The 15,581-nt window shown below is 62.5% G+C and carries 13 protein-coding genes and 1 riboswitch; of the genes, 1 reads left to right on the forward strand and 12 read right to left on the reverse strand.

The features are described 5' to 3' along the window. Positions 1-43: 43 nt before the first annotated feature. From B071_RS0110480 to B071_RS0110530, 11 genes are all read right to left on the reverse strand, one after another. The gene (locus B071_RS0110480; RefSeq protein WP_018527044.1) at positions 44-742 is read right to left on the reverse strand and encodes a gamma-glutamyl-gamma-aminobutyrate hydrolase family protein; all 699 of its coding nucleotides are present in this window, start codon (positions 740-742) and stop codon (positions 44-46) included. Continuing rightward, on the reverse strand, positions 739-1,692 hold the full coding sequence (locus B071_RS0110485; protein ID WP_018527045.1) for an ABC transporter ATP-binding protein: 954 nt from the start codon (positions 1,690-1,692) through the stop codon (positions 739-741). The genes B071_RS0110480 and B071_RS0110485 overlap by 4 nt, the downstream gene beginning before the upstream one ends. Continuing rightward, positions 1,689-2,672, reverse strand: coding sequence for an ABC transporter ATP-binding protein (locus B071_RS0110490; RefSeq protein WP_018527046.1), 984 nt, complete (start codon positions 2,670-2,672; stop codon positions 1,689-1,691). Before B071_RS0110490 ends, B071_RS0110485 begins: the two co-directional genes overlap by 4 nt. Positions 2,673-2,698: 26 nt before the next feature. Next, complete coding sequence (locus tag B071_RS0110495; RefSeq protein ID WP_018527047.1) at positions 2,699-3,583, reverse strand: ABC transporter permease; 885 nt, start codon at positions 3,581-3,583, stop codon at positions 2,699-2,701. Between the two features lie 45 nt (positions 3,584-3,628). Then, complete coding sequence (locus tag B071_RS0110500) at positions 3,629-4,573, reverse strand: ABC transporter permease (RefSeq protein ID WP_018527048.1); 945 nt, start codon at positions 4,571-4,573, stop codon at positions 3,629-3,631. 57 nt (positions 4,574-4,630) lie between these two features. Then, positions 4,631-6,190, reverse strand: a complete 1,560-nt coding sequence (locus tag B071_RS0110505) for an ABC transporter substrate-binding protein (protein WP_018527049.1) — start codon at positions 6,188-6,190, stop codon at positions 4,631-4,633. Between the two features lie 152 nt (positions 6,191-6,342). Beyond that, complete coding sequence (locus tag B071_RS17110) at positions 6,343-7,173, reverse strand: energy-coupling factor transporter transmembrane component T family protein (protein ID WP_018527050.1); 831 nt, start codon at positions 7,171-7,173, stop codon at positions 6,343-6,345. Then, positions 7,154-8,884, reverse strand: a complete 1,731-nt coding sequence (locus B071_RS17115) for an ABC transporter ATP-binding protein (RefSeq protein WP_018527051.1) — start codon at positions 8,882-8,884, stop codon at positions 7,154-7,156. The genes B071_RS17110 and B071_RS17115 overlap by 20 nt, the downstream gene beginning before the upstream one ends. Then, positions 8,877-9,443 carry an ECF transporter S component gene (locus tag B071_RS0110520; RefSeq protein WP_040588177.1) on the reverse strand — a complete coding sequence of 189 codons (567 nt, stop codon included), beginning with the start codon at positions 9,441-9,443 and terminating at the stop codon, positions 8,877-8,879. Before B071_RS0110520 ends, B071_RS17115 begins: the two co-directional genes overlap by 8 nt. Positions 9,444-9,477: 34 nt before the next feature. Next, positions 9,478-10,170 (reverse strand): YkoF family thiamine/hydroxymethylpyrimidine-binding protein, encoded by a 693-nt coding sequence (locus tag B071_RS17120; protein ID WP_018527053.1) that lies wholly within the window; start codon positions 10,168-10,170, stop codon positions 9,478-9,480. A gap of 117 nt (positions 10,171-10,287) precedes the next feature. Then, positions 10,288-10,376: riboswitch (TPP riboswitch) on the reverse strand. 54 nt (positions 10,377-10,430) lie between these two features. Next, positions 10,431-11,426, reverse strand: coding sequence for a potassium channel beta subunit family protein (locus B071_RS0110530; protein ID WP_018527054.1), 996 nt, complete (start codon positions 11,424-11,426; stop codon positions 10,431-10,433). 150 nt (positions 11,427-11,576) lie between these two features. Between B071_RS0110530 and B071_RS0110535 the strand changes: the two genes are divergently transcribed. Then, positions 11,577-13,826: a heavy metal translocating P-type ATPase gene (locus B071_RS0110535; protein WP_018527055.1), complete on the forward strand. Its 2,250-nt coding sequence runs from the start codon at positions 11,577-11,579 to the stop codon at positions 13,824-13,826. On the opposite strand, the gene B071_RS17125 is transcribed toward B071_RS0110535, so the two are convergent. Beyond that, positions 13,810-15,498, reverse strand: coding sequence for a methyl-accepting chemotaxis protein (locus B071_RS17125; protein WP_018527056.1), 1,689 nt, complete (start codon positions 15,496-15,498; stop codon positions 13,810-13,812). The two genes, B071_RS0110535 and B071_RS17125, sit on opposite strands and share 17 nt — an antisense overlap. Positions 15,499-15,581 lie beyond the last annotated feature (83 nt).

Consider the following 15,581-nt stretch of genomic DNA (forward strand, 5'->3'; position numbering starts at 1 on the left):
GCTTTCTCTCTCCTCGGGTGAGGCCTTACTGGAAGGGCCGCTCCTAACGCCGGCACTCCTGGAGAAAGGCCCGGAAAAGACGCTGCGAGGGTAGGTCTTTTTCGGCCATCATCTCGGGGTGCCACTGAATGCCTGCGATAAAGCGCTCTCCCGGGGCTTCAATCGCCTCGATCACCCCGTCGGGGGCGTGGGCGGTGGCCCGGAAGGCGGGAGAGAGCTCCTTGATTGCCTGGTGATGAAAGCTGTTCACTGCTATCTCGGAGGTCTGAAAGATCTCTTCCAGGTGGCTTCCCGGGAGGAGGGTGACGCTATGAGCCGGTGCATCGAAGGGATAGATGCCAAAGAGCATATGCCTGAATGTTCCCGGCTGTTCCCGTTCCAGGTCCTGATAGCAGGAGCCCCCTGCGTGGACATTCAGCAACTGCATTCCCCGGCAGATTCCCAGCACCGGGATCGACGAAGCGCCGAGGACGTAGTCCAGGAGGGCCAGTTCGTGTTTGTCCCGCCCGGGGATGGTCTCTTCCAGCCCTGGCCGGGGGGGCTCGTTATAGCTGGAGGGGGTTATATCGGCGCCACCCGAGAGAATCAGGCCGTGCATGGTGGCGAGGACGGACCGCAGGGGCTTGAGTTCCCGCACAATGGGGATGATCAGGGGCGACCCTCCCGCATCGGCCACGGCCTGGGCGTAGCCGTCGATGAAGCCCGCGCGATTTGTGTTCGTTATTCCTATGACAGGTCTCATTGTTCCTCCCGGATGCATCGTACAGGTCGGTTTGAAGCGCTCGTGAGCAGTTCCACAGGGCGCCGGCACTGGTCCATAGCTTTGGGACAGCGCCCGTAAAACCGGCAGATCGGCGGCGGATCCACGGGGGTTGGCACGTCACCCTGGAGAATAATTCTCGTGCGGGTTCCCCGGTTTTTTACGCGCGGGATCGCCGAGACCAGCGCTTCCGTGTAGGGGTGGCGGGGATCGCGAATCACCTCGTCGGCAGATCCCGTTTCCACGATTTCTCCCATATACATCACCGCTATCCTGGTGCTTACGTGGTGAACCACCGAGAGATCGTGGGCGATAAACAGATAGGTCAGGGAGAGTTCCTGCTGGAGCGTTTGGAAGAGGTTTATGATCTGCGCCTGGATGGAGACGTCCAGGGCCGAAACCGGTTCGTCCAGGACAAGAAACTCCGGGTCCAGCGCCAGGGCCCGGGCGATTCCCACCCGTTGGCGTCGGCCCCCGTCCAGTTCGTGGGGGTAGGAGTTGATCAGGCGCCCGGCGATCCCGGCGTAGTCCATGAGCTGCCGTATTCGCTGCTGTCGCTCCCGGCGGGCGGGAAAGAGGCGATGCACGCGTAGGGGCTCTTCGATGATCTCCCCCACGCTCATGCGGGGGTCCAGGGAGGAGTAGGGATCCTGAAAGACCATCTGGACCGTTCGGGAGAATTTTCGGGATTCCTCCGGTGTTTTCAGGGAGGTAATATCGCGTCCGCGGTAGCGTATCTGTCCGGCTGTGGGATCGAGGAGCCGGACCAGCAGTTTCCCCGTGGTGGATTTTCCGCACCCGCTTTCGCCTACCAGCCCCAGGGTCTCACCCTGGTGGATCTGGAGCGATACCCCGTCCACCGCCTTGAGTATTCCCTCTTTGGCAGGAAAATATTTCTGGAGTCCCACGAGCTCAACCAGGGGAGCGGTCATGGTTGGCCCCCGGTCTGGTGGTAGAGAAAACAGCGCACTCCCCGGCCCTGGTCGGGAGAAAAGACGGGAGGTTTCTGCTCCTCACATACCGGCATGACCCGGGGGCATCGGGGGGCAAAGCTGCACCCCCGGGGAAGCTCCATGGGGTCGGGCATGAGGCCCGTGATGGGCTGCAACGACTCTCCTCGCGGAGCATCGATATCGGGCAGGGAGTTCAGGAGACCGATTGTGTAGGGGTGACGGGGTTCCTCAAAAACCTGTCCCACGCTACCGGTCTCCACGATGTCTCCGGCGTACATCACGGCGACCCGGTCGGCTACCTCGGCCACCACTCCCAGATCGTGGCTGATCATGAGGAGGGAGAGGCCGAAGTCTTCCTTGAGGTCCCGCAGGATTTCCAGAATCTGCGCCTGGATTGTAACATCCAGGGCCGTGGTGGGTTCGTCGGCGATCAGCAGGGCCGGGTTGCAGGCCAGGGCCATGGCGATGACCACGCGCTGCTTCATGCCTCCCGAGAACTCGTGGGGGTAATTGCCGCTTCGCGAGGCGGGGATGCCCACCCGGGCCAGAAGTTCACCCGCTTTTTTGAGGGCCTCCCGTGGCGGGAGATTCTGGTGGAGGGTAAGGTTTTCGGCGATCTGTTTTCCCGCAGGAAACAGGGGGTTCAGGGAGGTCATGGGATCCTGGAAGATGATCGAGATGCGGTTTCCCCGAAGGCGGCGCAGCTCTTTCCCGCTTTTTTCAAGGAGATTTTCTCCCTGAAAGAGAATCCTCCCCCCCGTAATTTTCCCGGGAGGATGAGGAACGAGGCCCAGCAGGGCCAGGGCGGTGGTGGTTTTTCCCGCGCCGGTCTCGCCCACCAGTCCCAGGGTCTCCCCCCGGTGAATGGAAAAATCGATTCCATTCACGGCCCGGGCCGTTCCGTCGTCGGTTTTGTAATGAACGTGGAGGTCCTGCACCTCCAGAAGGGGTCTCTCCATGACAGGATGTCCTTTCTCGTGATCCTTCACGATTTCAGCCGGGGGTCCAGGGCGTCCCGCAGACCGTCTCCTACGAGATTGAAGGCCAGAACGGTTATCATGATGGCGATGCCCGGGAAGGTGGCCATCCACCAGGCGTCGCGGAGGTATTGCCGTCCCGCCGAGAGCATTGCGCCCCATTCGGGAAGGGGCGGTTGGGCGCCGAGTCCCAGGAAGCTGAGTCCTGCGGCGATGATGATCGTGTCACCGATTCGCAGGGTTGCCTGCACGAGGATGGGGGCAAAGGCGTTGGGGATAACGTGTCGCGCGATGATCCACCCGTTACTGCAACCGATGACCCGGGCTGCCTGGATGTATTCTTCCTCTTTCACCGAGAGGACCGAGGAGCGGATGATTCTGGCAAAGTAGGGGATGGAGTTCAGGCCCACGGCGATCATCAGGTTCAGAAGGTTTGGTCCCAGGGCCGTGACCAGGGCCACGGCAAAGATGAATCCCGGTATGGCCAGGATGATATCCATGAACCGCATGATTACCTGGTCCCTGTGGCCACCGTAGTAGCCCGCGATCGCCCCCAGGGAGCCTCCCGCCACGAGACCGATCGAGGTGGTGATGAAGCCGATGGAAAGTGAGAGCCGTGATCCGTGGATGATCCGGGAGAGGATATCGCGACCCAGGTTATCTGTTCCCAGGATATTCTCCCGCGAGGGTGGCTGAAACCGCCGTCCCAGATGCTGGTCGTCCAGCCCTTCCGGGGCGGCCAGGGGAGCTGCCAGGGCGAGGGTCGCCAGGAAGACCAGAAGGGTTGTGCCGACGATGGCTCCCTGATTTTTACGGAACTGACGCCAGGTCTCCTCGAAGCGGGTGCGACGCCGGATTATTTTTGCTGCAGTTTTGTTCTCTGTTATACTCATGGATGTGTACTCACCGATGTATACTCACGGGCGGGTTCTCCGGCATCACCGGTATTGACTCCGGATTCGGGGATCTACCAGCCCGTAGATGAGATCGACTCCCAGGGTTACCAGACTGAAAATGATCGCGTAGGTAAGGATAATTCCCTGGACCACAGCGTAATCCTGGGCACGGACCGCGTCGATCAGGAGTCGCCCGATGCCGGGCCAGGCGAAGATGCGCTCTGTTACCACAGAGCCGCCCAGCAAAACGCCGAAGCGGAGCCCCACGATGGTGACCACCGGCAACAGGGCGTTTCGCAGGGCGTGGATTGCCACAACCCGAAAGGGGCTGAGCCCCTTGGCCCGGGCCATTCGGATGTAGTCCTGACGAAGAACTTCCAGCATGGAAGAACGGGTGATCCGGGTGACGAAGGCGGCGTGGGCCGTGCCGAGGACGATGGCGGGCATGATCATGTGCTGAATGGTGCCGTACCCCGAGGCGGGCAGGAGCACACTGCCAAATCGCCCGGCCCAGAAAACAGAGAAAAAGAGAATCAGCATAAGGCCCAGCCAGAAATTGGGCATGGACACCCCCAGCAAGGCCGTTACCATGGCGCCGCCGTCCCAGAGGGTATATTGCCGGACGGCGGCGACGATTCCTGCCACCAGGCCGATAATGATAGCCACAATGAGGGATGCCGCGGCGAGCTGCATCGTAGCGGGAAGGCGGGACATGATCAGTCCTGCCACGGGTTGCCCACTGCGGAAGGAGGTTCCCAGATCCCCCCGGAGAATTCCCTGCAGGAAAGATCCGTACTGGACCAGAAAAGGCCGGTTCAGCCCCAGGCTTTCGCGCATCACGGCGATATCCTCGGCCGATGCATCCTGGGGCAGGAGAAGCACCGCCGGGTCGCCGGGGGTGAGATGCATGATCGAAAAGACGATGAACGAAGCCCCCAGCAGGACCGGTACCAGCGCCAGAAGACGCTTGAGTAAAAAGGAGGTCATCTCTCGTCGGGCCTCCCGGTGCTTCTCTGTATGCCGGGCGTTATGCCGGGCCTGGTGTTATTCGGCAAAGCCCACTCCGTGAAAGAGGTGATACCCCGAGGGGGAGGGAATGAAGCCCCGAAGATTCGCCCTGATTCCCACGGCTTCGCGGTCATCCGAGACGGGAATGATCGGTGCGTGGCGTGCGATTATCTCCTGAGCCTCCCGGTAGATCTGAAGACGCGCCTCGGTGTCCCCCTCGGTTACCCCTGCCTGGAGCAGGGCGTCCAGCTCGGGAAGATTGGTGTGGGAGCGGTTTGCTGCCCCGATGTTCCGCGAGTGGTAGTTGGGATAGAGCGCGTGGTGGGGGTCACCCGTGCTGGCGAGCCAGGCGAGCTGCGCCATCTGGTGTTCCCCTGCAGCGGTCCGCTGGAGATAGGCACCCCATTCCATAATCTCGATGCTCATGGTGATGCCCAGCTCGCGCAGCTGGTTTCCCAGGATCTCGGCCAGGGTTCGCCGGGCAGGGTTGTCGTCGATCGTCATGGTCACCGCGAAACCGTCGCCGTACCCGGCCTGCTCCAGGAGCTGCCGTGCCTTTTCCAGGTCCTGGTCGTAGCGGTAGACGTCGGGGTTGAAGGCCCAGATGGAGCTGTTCATGTACCCCCGGGCGGGGATGCCGGAATCGCCGTAGGCGACCTGGGCCAGCAGGTCCGTATCCAGGGCGTAGCTGATCGCCTGACGCACCCGGAGATCGTCGAAGGGGGGCCGCTGGGTGTTGAAGAGGATATAGTTGAGCCGCATGGCAGCGTATTCGTGAAGGACCGTATCGGAGTTCTCCCGAATTCTGCGGAGATCCGTCTCGGGGATGCGCTGCGCCACGTGGACGCCCCCCGTTTCGAGCTCGATGGTACGGCTGGAGTCTTCGGGTATTCCCCGGAAGGTGAGTTTTTCCACCTGGGCGGGGCCGCGCCAGTGCTGGTCGAACCGTTCCAGGTGAACTGCTGTGCCCCGATCCCAGCGAGAGAGCTTGAAGGGTCCCGTTCCCACGGGGTTTGCTCCGAAGTTTCTTCCCTCTTCCTCGGCGGCAGCCTTGTTAATGATCAGGGCCGAGCTGTGGGCAAGGTAGGTGAGAATCGCGGCGAAGGGTTCCCGCGTGGGAATCCGGATTGTGTAGTCGTCGATGACCTCGATTCCTGCCACGTCGATCATGGCGAGTCTGGATCGTCCGGCGAAGCCTGCTTCCGGGTCCAGCAGGGTCTCGAGGGTGTACTGCACATCCCGGGCGGTGAACTCCTCTCCGTTATGGAAGAGAACCCCCTGGCGGAGCTGGAACTCCAGGGTCCGGTCGTCCAGAAAGGTCCAGCTCTCTGCCAGGGCGGGCTGGACGCCCCTGTCGTCGGTGCGTTGCACCAGGCCGTCGTAGATCTGGTTGTTGATCCAGTGGGAGGCGATATCTTCTACGGCCCGGGGGTCCATGGTCTGGGTTTCGGCAAAGTTTGCCACGATGATGTGGTTTCCGGCGGAGGCCTCTTCCCTGCCTGATGACCCGCAGGAGAAGAGAACCAGCGATGCCGTGAGAGCTGCCAGGGCGAGGGCCGGAAGAGAGCGGGGGCTCCTCTTTTTGTGTGCGATCATAGTATTCCTCCTGCAGTGTAGAACCAGGCAGATCTCCGGATTTCCCGGAGTCTCCCTATGATATCGGGTAATAGTAAGAGTACCAAATCGGGAGACGTTTCGGCGAGAGGTTCGGGATAAAAAATGACAGTTTTTGAAAGGTTTTCGCTGCCCTAGTTCCAGAGCTGGCCGCCCCAGAAGATCAGCGTCCCCCTGTGGTGGGAATAGAGGGTAATAAGGACAACTCCCGAGGCCAGGGCGACCACATAGAGGAGATCCCTGAAGCCGATGCGGGTTTGACGGTACCAGCTCCGGTTCCGGCCGGTGAAGGCCCGGGCTTCCATGGCGTCGGCGACACGACCGGCGCGGCGAAGGCCGCTCACTAGGAGGGGGATGGTGAAGCGGTAACTTTTCCGGAAAAAGCCGCCCGGACCGGAACCCTCCCGGGTGCCCCGTACCTGGTGGGCGTTGCGGATCATGGTGATCTCGGAGTGGAGGGTTGGCAGGTACCGGTAGGCGGCGAGGGCGCTGTAGGCGAGACGGGGAGGAAGCCGCACCTGGTGGACCAGACTCAGGATAAAATCTGTGGGATTTGTGGTTGCCACAAAGAGGAGGGAGTATACTCCGAACCCCAGGGAACGGATGCCAAAGCTGACCCCGTTGATCACCCCGGTGCGGTGGAACCCCAGGGGGCCCAAGGAGAAGAGCAGCTCCTCCCCGGTTCCCGCTCCGGAGGTGACGCGCGGCATGAGGGCGTTCATCCAGAAGAATCCTGCCCCGAAGAGAAGAAAGGGGATGAGCCCCCGCAGAACCAGGGTGGGTGGAACCCTGCCCGGGCCCAGGGTGAGGGCCAGACCGAAGAGGGTGATCGCCGCCAGGGTGAAGGGGTCAAAGATGAGGGAGGTAAAGATCATCACCACCAGGCTGGAGATCAGCTTGACGGCGGGGTTGAGGTGGTGCAGGGGTGATCGCTCCTGGTAATACTCAAAGAGGGCATGGTTCACGACGGTGACTCCTTCGGGTGAGGGCTCTGTGGAGGTGGTAGCGCGGGGGAGGGATGAGGCCACCCCGATGGAGCAGTTCTTCCCGGGCGAAGACCTCTGTTGGTGGTCCCTCCAGGGCGATGGCTCCATCCAGAAGCAGGGCAACCCGGTGCGCCCGGGACCAGATCAGGTCCATGTCGTGGGTGATGATCAGCACCGCTGTCTTCCGCGCTGCCAGCAGGTCCAGCAGATTCAGAAGCTCCTCCAGAGCTGCCGGGTCCTGACCGAAGGTTGGTTCGTCAAAGATCAGGAGCTTCCGTTCTGCCACCATCATGGAGGCCGCCGAGAGCCGTCGCTTTTGCCCGAAGCTCAGGGAGAAGGGGTTGCGCCCGGCCAGATGTCCCAGGCCCAGGGTTTCCAGGGTCACTTCGGTGCGTTCCCGGATCTCCCCGTCGCTGAACTCCTGCTGACGCAGGGTGAAGGCCACTTCCTGAAAGACCGAATCGGTCACGAATTGGTGTTCGGGGTTCTGAAAGACAAAGCCCGCCTGGCGGGAGCGTTCGCGCAGGGGAATGTTCGCGAGGTCACGGCCCTCCAGAAGGACCCGGCCCGTTTGGGGCGCGATCAGTCCCATGGCGGTGGCGGCCAGGGTGCTTTTTCCGCTGCCGTTGGGGCCTGCCAGGGCGCAGATCTCCCCCGCTGCCAGAGAAAAGGAGAGATTCTTCAAAACCGGTTCGGGCGAGGGGGTTCGGGGATAGCTCAGGGTGATATTTTCCAGGGAGAGCACGGGGCCGGGTGTTTCGGAGCCGCAGGGGTGAGGGTCCCCCGGGGTTGGGTCAGCAGGCTGGCACCATTCCAGGAGGCAGTCCCTGCGGGGTTGGTCCTGATTGAGGGAAGCCGCCAGTTTTTCCAGCTCCTCCGGGGCTGCCTGGCCCGGGGGGGCGTCGAAGGCGGGGGGTATCCCCGCCTGGAGAGCTGCAGCACTCCCGGTGGGAAGCCAGACCTGGTGGCGGCGGAGTGTCCCGGCCCGGGGGCCGAAGGCTTCCCGGGCCGGGAGGTCCAGGACAAGGCGTCCCGCGGAATCGAGGAGAAGCACCCGGGTTGCCAGGGGTGCCATCTCGTCCAGGCGGTGTTCCACCAGGAGGATCGCCAGCTCCCGGCGGCGCCGTGAAATGTCCAGAAGAAGGTGACTTATCTCCCGGGCGGCCCGGGGATCGAGGTTTGCCGTGGGTTCATCCAGGACCAGCAGCTCCGGCTCCATGGCAAGAATTGCACCGATCACCAGCCGTTGCTTCATTCCCCCCGAGAGACGGTCCACCCGGGAGGTCCGGTATCTCCCCAGTCCAACCTGGTGGAGGGCATCCAGGATGCGCTGGTCCATTTCTTCGGGAGGTATCCCCAGATTTTCCAGGCCAAAGGCGATCTCTTCTTCCACGGTGAGCATCGTGAGCTGGCTGTCCGGGTCCTGGAAGACCATCCCGACCCTCCGGGAGAGTTGCCCCGGGGAAGAGTGAACCGTGGCGAGACCCTGTACCGAGAGAGACCCCTGGAGCTCCGCCTCGTGGCTGTGGGGGATGAGACCGATCAGGGACGCCAGGAGCGTGCTTTTCCCGCTCCCCCCGGGACCGAGAAGGAGCACCCGCTCCCCCGGTCCCAGGCTGAAGGAGATATCCCGGAGGACCTGGTCGGGCTCACCCTCGTAGCGGACCCCGAAGGATCGGGCCTCAATCACCGGAAACCCGGGATCCGGCAGATCGAGAGACGGTAAGTCCCGCAGTGACACCCGTTTTTACCACCGCCCGGGCCAGGAACCAGGCAACGACACCCCCCAGAAGGGCTCCNCTGATCACCCTGATCACCAGCATGGTCAGCACCAGCGAGGGGGCCAGCTGGTGATAGCTGAAACGGAACCAGGTATAGACAAAACTGAAGAGGGCCGTGGAGATCCCGCAGGCGATCATCACGGGCAGGGAGTACCGTTTCCATCTGGTCATGGCCAGGGGAACCTCGCAGCCAGCCCCCTGAACCAGCCCCGTGAGGAGCATGATCGCTCCCGAGGGGTTTCCTGCCAGGATCTGGACGGTCACGGAGAGGAGGGCCGTCACCAGGCCGGCGAAGGGTTTTCGCAGGATATAGGCGGCGAAGATGGAGCTGCTGTACCAGAATCCCATGACGATATCCATGGCCAGGGGACCAATAAAGGCCTGGAGAATGAGCCAGACCTGTATCCAGGCCAGGTGAAGAAAGGCAAAGACCACGCTTATCACGGCCAGGACGACGGTTTCGCGCATGGTCCAGGATGGTCTGGTCAGGGCGGGAGGGTGTTCAGCTGTTTTCACGGGATGACTCCTGATTCTGGTTGTCGGGATGGGGATTTTCTTTTTGCACCGGCTGTTTCTGCACCGGTTTTTTTGAGGGACTCCCCTTGGAGGCGGTCAGATGGAGGACCACGTGGGGGGTATCGGCGGTGACGGATTCAAAGGTCTTGAGAATCGACGCGAAGACCCGCGAGATATCCCCCTCCAGGCGGGTGCAGAAATGGCTGGCCCCGCCGAAGACCCCGTCGTCCTGCACCGAGGTGATCGCCCGGGCGATGGTCGCCATGTAGCCGGGATCGCCCAGGGGATAGAGGGAAAAATGGGCGCTCACGGGGATGCCCTCTTCCGGGGGCGGGGCCTGGACCTCCCCGGCCAGGGAGGGGGCGCGATCGGGGGGAGTGCACAGGGGGTCTCCCGGTTCGCCGGGGCATCCCCGGGAAAAGAGCGCCGAGAGCGTCACGTGCCCGCCCCGGCGGCAGGCCTCGGCGTAGACCCCCTGGACGGCCTGGAAGACTCGCCGGGGCGGGCCGATGAGGAGCGTCGAGAGATCGTCGGTCTCGATGCGAAGATCCCCGGGCTTTCCCAGGGTCTCGATGGCGCCCAGGATCACGGGAACGAAGTCATCGCTCATGACGGAGAGCGAGAACCGGCAGCCGGAAAAGGACTGGCGCTCCGAGGGCGAAGATGAGTCAGAAATCATTGGTACCTCCCTGCACGGAACGTGCGTACATGTGATTACGTCGGGAGAGATAAAAAAAGGCGTCCCCTCCCGGAGACGCCTCGCTGTTTTACCGGGACACACGGCCCCGGTATCGTCTCCCTACGCCGGCATTACCCGGATCAGGTTCTTCGGGTCGAGGGGTTTGCCCCCCTCATCTCAGCTCGCGGCATTTTGCGAGCCCCCCGTTGTGTCTGTCGGACCCAAGCTACTGCCGATGGTCCGGGAGCGTCAAGTCACCCTCAGGCGCTTCGCCAGTTGCGTGGCTCCTTGGGGCGATTCTGGAGGATCTCCTCGATTGTATCGATCACGCCCTGATCGAGTTTGGGGAGGATCTCCAGGGCCTTCATGTTCTCCGTGACCTGTTCAGGCCGGGATGCTCCGGTGATAACCGTGCTGACCCGGGGATTTTTCAGGGTCCAGGCGATCGCCAGCTGCGCCAGGGTTGCTCCCAGATCGGCTGCGACGGGGCGCAACTTCTCCACCTTTTCTATTCGTGATCGTCCCTCGTCGGATTCGTAGATTTTCCGGAGCCACTCGTAGCCGGGGAGGGTGAGGCGGCCATCGGTTATTCCCTGACCGTATTTCCCCGTGAGGACCCCCGAAGCGAGGGGACTCCAGATGGTGGTTCCCAACCCGAAGTCCCGGTAGAGGGGGGCGTATTCGACTTCCACCCGTTCCCGGTGGAACATGTTGTACTCGGGCTGTTCCATGGTGGGGGGGGTGAGCCCCAGGCGGTGAGCCACCTCCCAGGCCTGCCGAATCTGCTCGCTGCTCCACTCGCTCGTTCCCCAGTAGAGAGCCCAGCCCCGGTCGATCACGTGGTGCATGGCCCGAACCGTCTCCTCGATGGGGGTCTCCGGATCGGGGCGATGGCAGAAGATGAGGTCCACGTACTCTACCTGGAGCCGCTCCAGAGCTGCCCGGGTTCCTTCCAGGATATGTTTTCGCGAGAGGCCCTGATCGTTTGGACCGGGGCCACCCCAGAAAATCTTGGTGGAAACGAGATAGTCCTTTCTGACCAGCCCCAGCTTTTTGATTGCCTGACCCATGACGATCTCGGATTGTCCGTTTTCGTAAACCTCGGCGTTGTCGAAGAAGTTCACTCCCTGATCCAGGGCGGCCTTCATCTCCTCAGCGGCCAGGTCGATATCAACCTGCTTGCCGAAGGTTACCCAGGAGCCGAAGGAGAGGGCCGATACCTTCAGCCCCGATGATCCCAAACGTCGATATTCCATAGCGCGAACCCCTTTCGTACGGTAGTGGTGAGATTACGTATCATAACATACTGCCCCGACACTCCCGAGGCTACCGGCAGAAGGGGAGAGACGGAGAAACGGGATTGACGGACCCTTCTCCCGGGGGATAATATATGAACAGGTGATCATATGAATGAAATTACAACCTTTCGCGTGGCGGGTTTGTCCTGCGCCAGTTGTGCTGCCCGAATAGAAGAGGCAGCGGGAAGGCTTCCCGGGGTGGCTGCCGCCTCGGTTCATCTCGGTACGGGAGTGATCCGTCTGGAGTACGGCGACGGGGGATCAGGCGACGTTGACCACAGGGAGAGCCTGAACCGGCTGGTCCGCTCCATAGAGCCGGGGGCCTCCCTCGTGACCTCTCCCGGGGGGGAGGGAAGAACCCCCGAAAGGACGGGAGCGGGAGATCGGGCCGGGAGGAAGGGGTTCTCCTTGAGCTCCCTGGACAGGCAGAGCCGCCAGCGGGTTCTCCGTACCGCAGGTGCCCTGGTCGCTTTTCTGCTGGGGCTTCTGACAGATCAGTCGCTTCTTGTTGGCCTTGCCTACGGTCTTGCGGGGTTTCCCGTGATCCTGCGGGCGGGTCGAACCGTGCTGGCGGGGCGTCCCCTGGACGAGAGTATGCTCATGACCGTGGCGACTTTGGGGGCCTGGTTCCTGGGCGAGGGGGCCGAAGCGGCGGCGGTGATGGTCTTTTATCAGGTGGGTGATACCCTGCAGTCCGCTGCGGTACAGCGGAGCCGGGGCGCGGTGAAGGCCCTTCTGGACCTTCGGCCTGCTACGGCTCGTCTGCTCCAGGGCGATGAGGAGCGGGTTGTGGCGGCTGCCTCCCTTCGGGAGGGGGACCTTCTGGTATGCCTTCCCGGTGAGGGGGTTCCTGTGGACGGGGTGATAGAGCGGGGAGGGTGCGCCGTGGATACCTCGGCGATCACCGGTGAGTCCCTGCCCCGGCGTCTCGATCAGGGCGATCCTGTCAGGGCCGGTTCGATTGTGGTGGATGCCCGGGTGGTGATCAGGGCCACCGCCGGGGAGGGGGAATCCACCGTGGCCAGGATGATCGAGCTGGTGGAGGAGGCTGCATCGCGAAAGGCCCGGACGGAGCAGATCATGACGCGTCTTGCCCGGGTCTATACGCCCCTGGTGGTGGCGGGGGCGGTGGTGCTGGCTCTGGTTCCCCCGTTGGCGGGGTTTGGGTCCTTTTCTCTCTGGGGATACCGGGCGATGGTTTTTCTGGTGGTTTCCTGTCCCTGCGCGCTGGTCGTTTCCATTCCCCTGGCCTATTTTGCGGGGATCGGCGCGGCCTCGCGGCGGGGTATCCTGATAAAGGGTAGCTCCTTCCTGGATGTGCTCACCGGTATTTCCCGGGTGGTTTTCGACAAGACCGGGACCGTTACCACCGGGGCCTTCGGGGTGGATCGGGTCGTTCCTGCCCGGGGAGTTGGCCCTGGGGAGTTGCTCGAAGCGGCTTTCCGGGCGGCCCGGTCCTCGAACCATCCCGTTTCCCGGGGGGTTGTGGCCTCTGTGCGGGGCCAGGAGGGTCTGGGGGAGCCCGAGGGCGGGGTGCCCGACCAGGGGTGGCTCGAGGGGGTCGAGTATCGGGCTCGGCACGACGAGGTCCGGGAAATCCCGGGCCGGGGTACGGTGGTCTTTCCCGGGGGAAGCGACGATCCCGCCGAAATGATCCGGGGCGGCTCGGCTCGTTACCTGACGGATGAGGCGGGGGTGAATCGGGAAGAGGGGGTGTTCCTTCAGGTTCAGGATCAGGCCCGGGCTCTCGGGGGTACACCCTTCCACCTGGCCCGGGGATCGCGCTATCTGGGGTGTCTGATTCTGAGGGATGAGGTGCGGCCCGGTGTGGTCGAGGCGGTGAAGCGTTTGCGTCTTCAGGGGGTTCGGGAGATTTTCCTCTTCAGCGGTGACAGCCGCGAAGCTGTGGAACGCGTCGGGTCCCTGCTGGGGGCCGATCGCTCTGCGGGAGCGCTTCTTCCTCACGAGAAGGTTCGGGAGATGGAGCTCCTGGCGGGGGATGGAACCCCCGGGGGGATCGCCTTTTTGGGTGACGGAATCAACGACGCCGCGGTGATAGCCCGGGCGGACCTGGGTGTCTCCCTGGGCGGGGCGGGGAGCGATGCCGCCGTGGAGGCGGCCGATCTGGTGCTCATGGGGGACGACCCGGGGCTCTTGCCCGAGGGAATTGCGATAGCCCGCCGTACCCGGAGGGTGGTGCTCCAGAACATCGCGGCGGCCCTGGGGATCAAGGTCGCCGTGATGGTGGCTGCCGCTCTGGGAATGGCCTCGCTCTGGATGGCGGTCTTCGCCGATGTGGGTGTCACGGTACTCACCGTCCTGAACACCCTTCGTATTCTGGTCAGGCCACGCCGTTGACGTACATGGTGCGGGCTATCTCGTTGACCACCGTTTCTACGGTGGTAACGGTCTCTTCCAGGACTTCGGCCTGCCGGGAGATCCCCCCGGTTCGTTCCTGAAGAGCCCGGGTGGAGGCGTCGATCCCCTGGATCGCTTCTACCATGCGGGCCCGCCCCTCGTTCATCTCCCGGGAGGCTCCCGAGACTTCGTCGGTGATCGTCACCATGTGGTGCAGCGCCTTGGTAACCTCGGTGCTGCCCGCAGCCTGTTCGCTCATGGCTCCGTTTATCTCCTGCTCCCGGTTCCTCACCTCCTGGATCAGTTCGTCCAGGCGCAGGATCGTCTCCCGGGCCTTGCCGCTGGTGTCAACGCAGTGTTCGATCTTTGATCGAACCGATTTGAGGCGCCCCGAGATGGTTTTTGCCTGGGCCGCAGAGTTTTCGGCCAGTTTGCGTATCTCGCCCGCCACTACGGAGAAGCCCTGGCCGAACTCACCGGCGTGGGCTGCCTCGATGGCGGCGTTCATCGCCAGAAGATTTGTCTGGGAGGCGATGGCCGCGATGATCCCGTTGGCTTCGTTTAGGGCAATGGAGTCGCTCGATATCTCCTCTACGATGGTAACCACCTCCTGCATCATGGTGTTCCCTGCCTTGGACCGCTGATCCAGCTCGGAAAACCGTTCCGCGTTGGAGGCGAGGAGCTTTTGCAGCGAGAGGATGTTGGCAACCATCTCCTCTATGGCGGCCGAGGCCTCCTCTACCATGGTTGACTGATCCTGAATCCGGGAGGAGAGGGATTCGATGGAGCGGCTCATCTGTTCCACGGCGCTCACGGCTTCCCTGGTGTCGGTTCCCTGGGTTTCCGTAGCTTCGATCATGGCGGTGACCGCCTCGGAGATATACTCTGTGACAGCCCGGGTTTTTTCCACGTTTGCCTCGAGCTGGGTTCGGGAGGAGAGAAGTTCCCTGAGAGAGGCGAGCATTTCCCGCATGTTGCTCTCGGCGGCGTAGACGCTCTGGCGGATTTCCGTGAGATCCCTGGTGGCGGGGTTCTGGGGATCTACCACCAGGGGAAGGCTGGGGGGAAGGTCCAGCAGGTTGGGAAAGATCTTTCGAGTGGTTCGAAGCCGGATATCCACCCCGCAGACCCCGATGATTTCCTCATCGCGGAAGATGGGGGTTGCTACGGTGGTCATAAGGACCATCTCGCCCTTGAGGTCGTACTCGAAGGGTTCCAGCAGCTCCAGGTGGCCGCTCTTCTGGGGGAGGATAAAGAAGTGCTCGCTCTCGATGTTGGGAAGCTGCATCTCCTGGATTTCTTCTCCCTCGCGGTAGAGGTAGGGGCAGTGGTGGGCCTGGGGGACGTCCCGGAGCGCTCCCGGTTTGAGGGCAACCCAGACACCGAAGAAGCTGGAGTTCGAGAGGAGCATCGTCTCCAGATGCTTTCTGATCTGTCCCGTGGAGGTATCGCTGCTCCAGGCCCGGGCCTCCTCCTGGAGAAGGCCGGTTCTGGTTACGGCCGTGCTGATCACCCCGTAATCGGGGATAAGATTGTCCCTGATGAAGGAGGCGATCTCCCTGAACTCATTCCGGTGAGCCCGCCTGGTGCGAAGGCAAAGAGCGAGGAGAAGCAGAGCAAGCGCGAGCGACACCGCAGCAACCAGAAAGGCAGATATAGTTACGAAAGTCATTGGGTTGTACCTCCCGATAAAGTATGGAGCCATCCGGAAAATTGTGCCAGTTCCGGAAGACCCAGGCCCGGAAAAAAATTGCA

Origin of the sequence: Alkalispirochaeta alkalica DSM 8900 (assembly GCF_000373545.1) — a bacterium.
Lineage (GTDB): Bacteria > Spirochaetota > Spirochaetia > DSM-27196 > Alkalispirochaetaceae > Alkalispirochaeta > Alkalispirochaeta alkalica.

Excerpts from the sequence above, each read along its gene's own strand:
- B071_RS17125 (WP_018527056.1), bottom strand. The coding sequence starts at position 15,498 with ATGACTTTCGTAACTATATCTGCCTTTCTGGTTGCTGCGGTGTCGCTC.
- B071_RS0110485 (WP_018527045.1), bottom strand. The coding sequence starts at position 1,692 with ATGACCGCTCCCCTGGTTGAGCTCGTGGGACTCCAGAAATATTTTCCT.
- B071_RS0110490 (WP_018527046.1), bottom strand. The coding sequence starts at position 2,672 with ATGGAGAGACCCCTTCTGGAGGTGCAGGACCTCCACGTTCATTACAAA.
- B071_RS0110505 (WP_018527049.1), bottom strand. The coding sequence starts at position 6,190 with ATGATCGCACACAAAAAGAGGAGCCCCCGCTCTCTTCCGGCCCTCGCC.
- B071_RS0110495 (WP_018527047.1), bottom strand. The coding sequence starts at position 3,583 with ATGAGTATAACAGAGAACAAAACTGCAGCAAAAATAATCCGGCGTCGC.
- B071_RS17120 (WP_018527053.1), bottom strand. The coding sequence starts at position 10,170 with ATGATTTCTGACTCATCTTCGCCCTCGGAGCGCCAGTCCTTTTCCGGC.
- B071_RS0110535 (WP_018527055.1), top strand. The coding sequence starts at position 11,577 with ATGAATGAAATTACAACCTTTCGCGTGGCGGGTTTGTCCTGCGCCAGT.
- B071_RS0110480 (WP_018527044.1), bottom strand. The coding sequence starts at position 742 with ATGAGACCTGTCATAGGAATAACGAACACAAATCGCGCGGGCTTCATC.
- B071_RS0110500 (WP_018527048.1), bottom strand. The coding sequence starts at position 4,573 with ATGACCTCCTTTTTACTCAAGCGTCTTCTGGCGCTGGTACCGGTCCTG.
- B071_RS0110530 (WP_018527054.1), bottom strand. The coding sequence starts at position 11,426 with ATGGAATATCGACGTTTGGGATCATCGGGGCTGAAGGTATCGGCCCTC.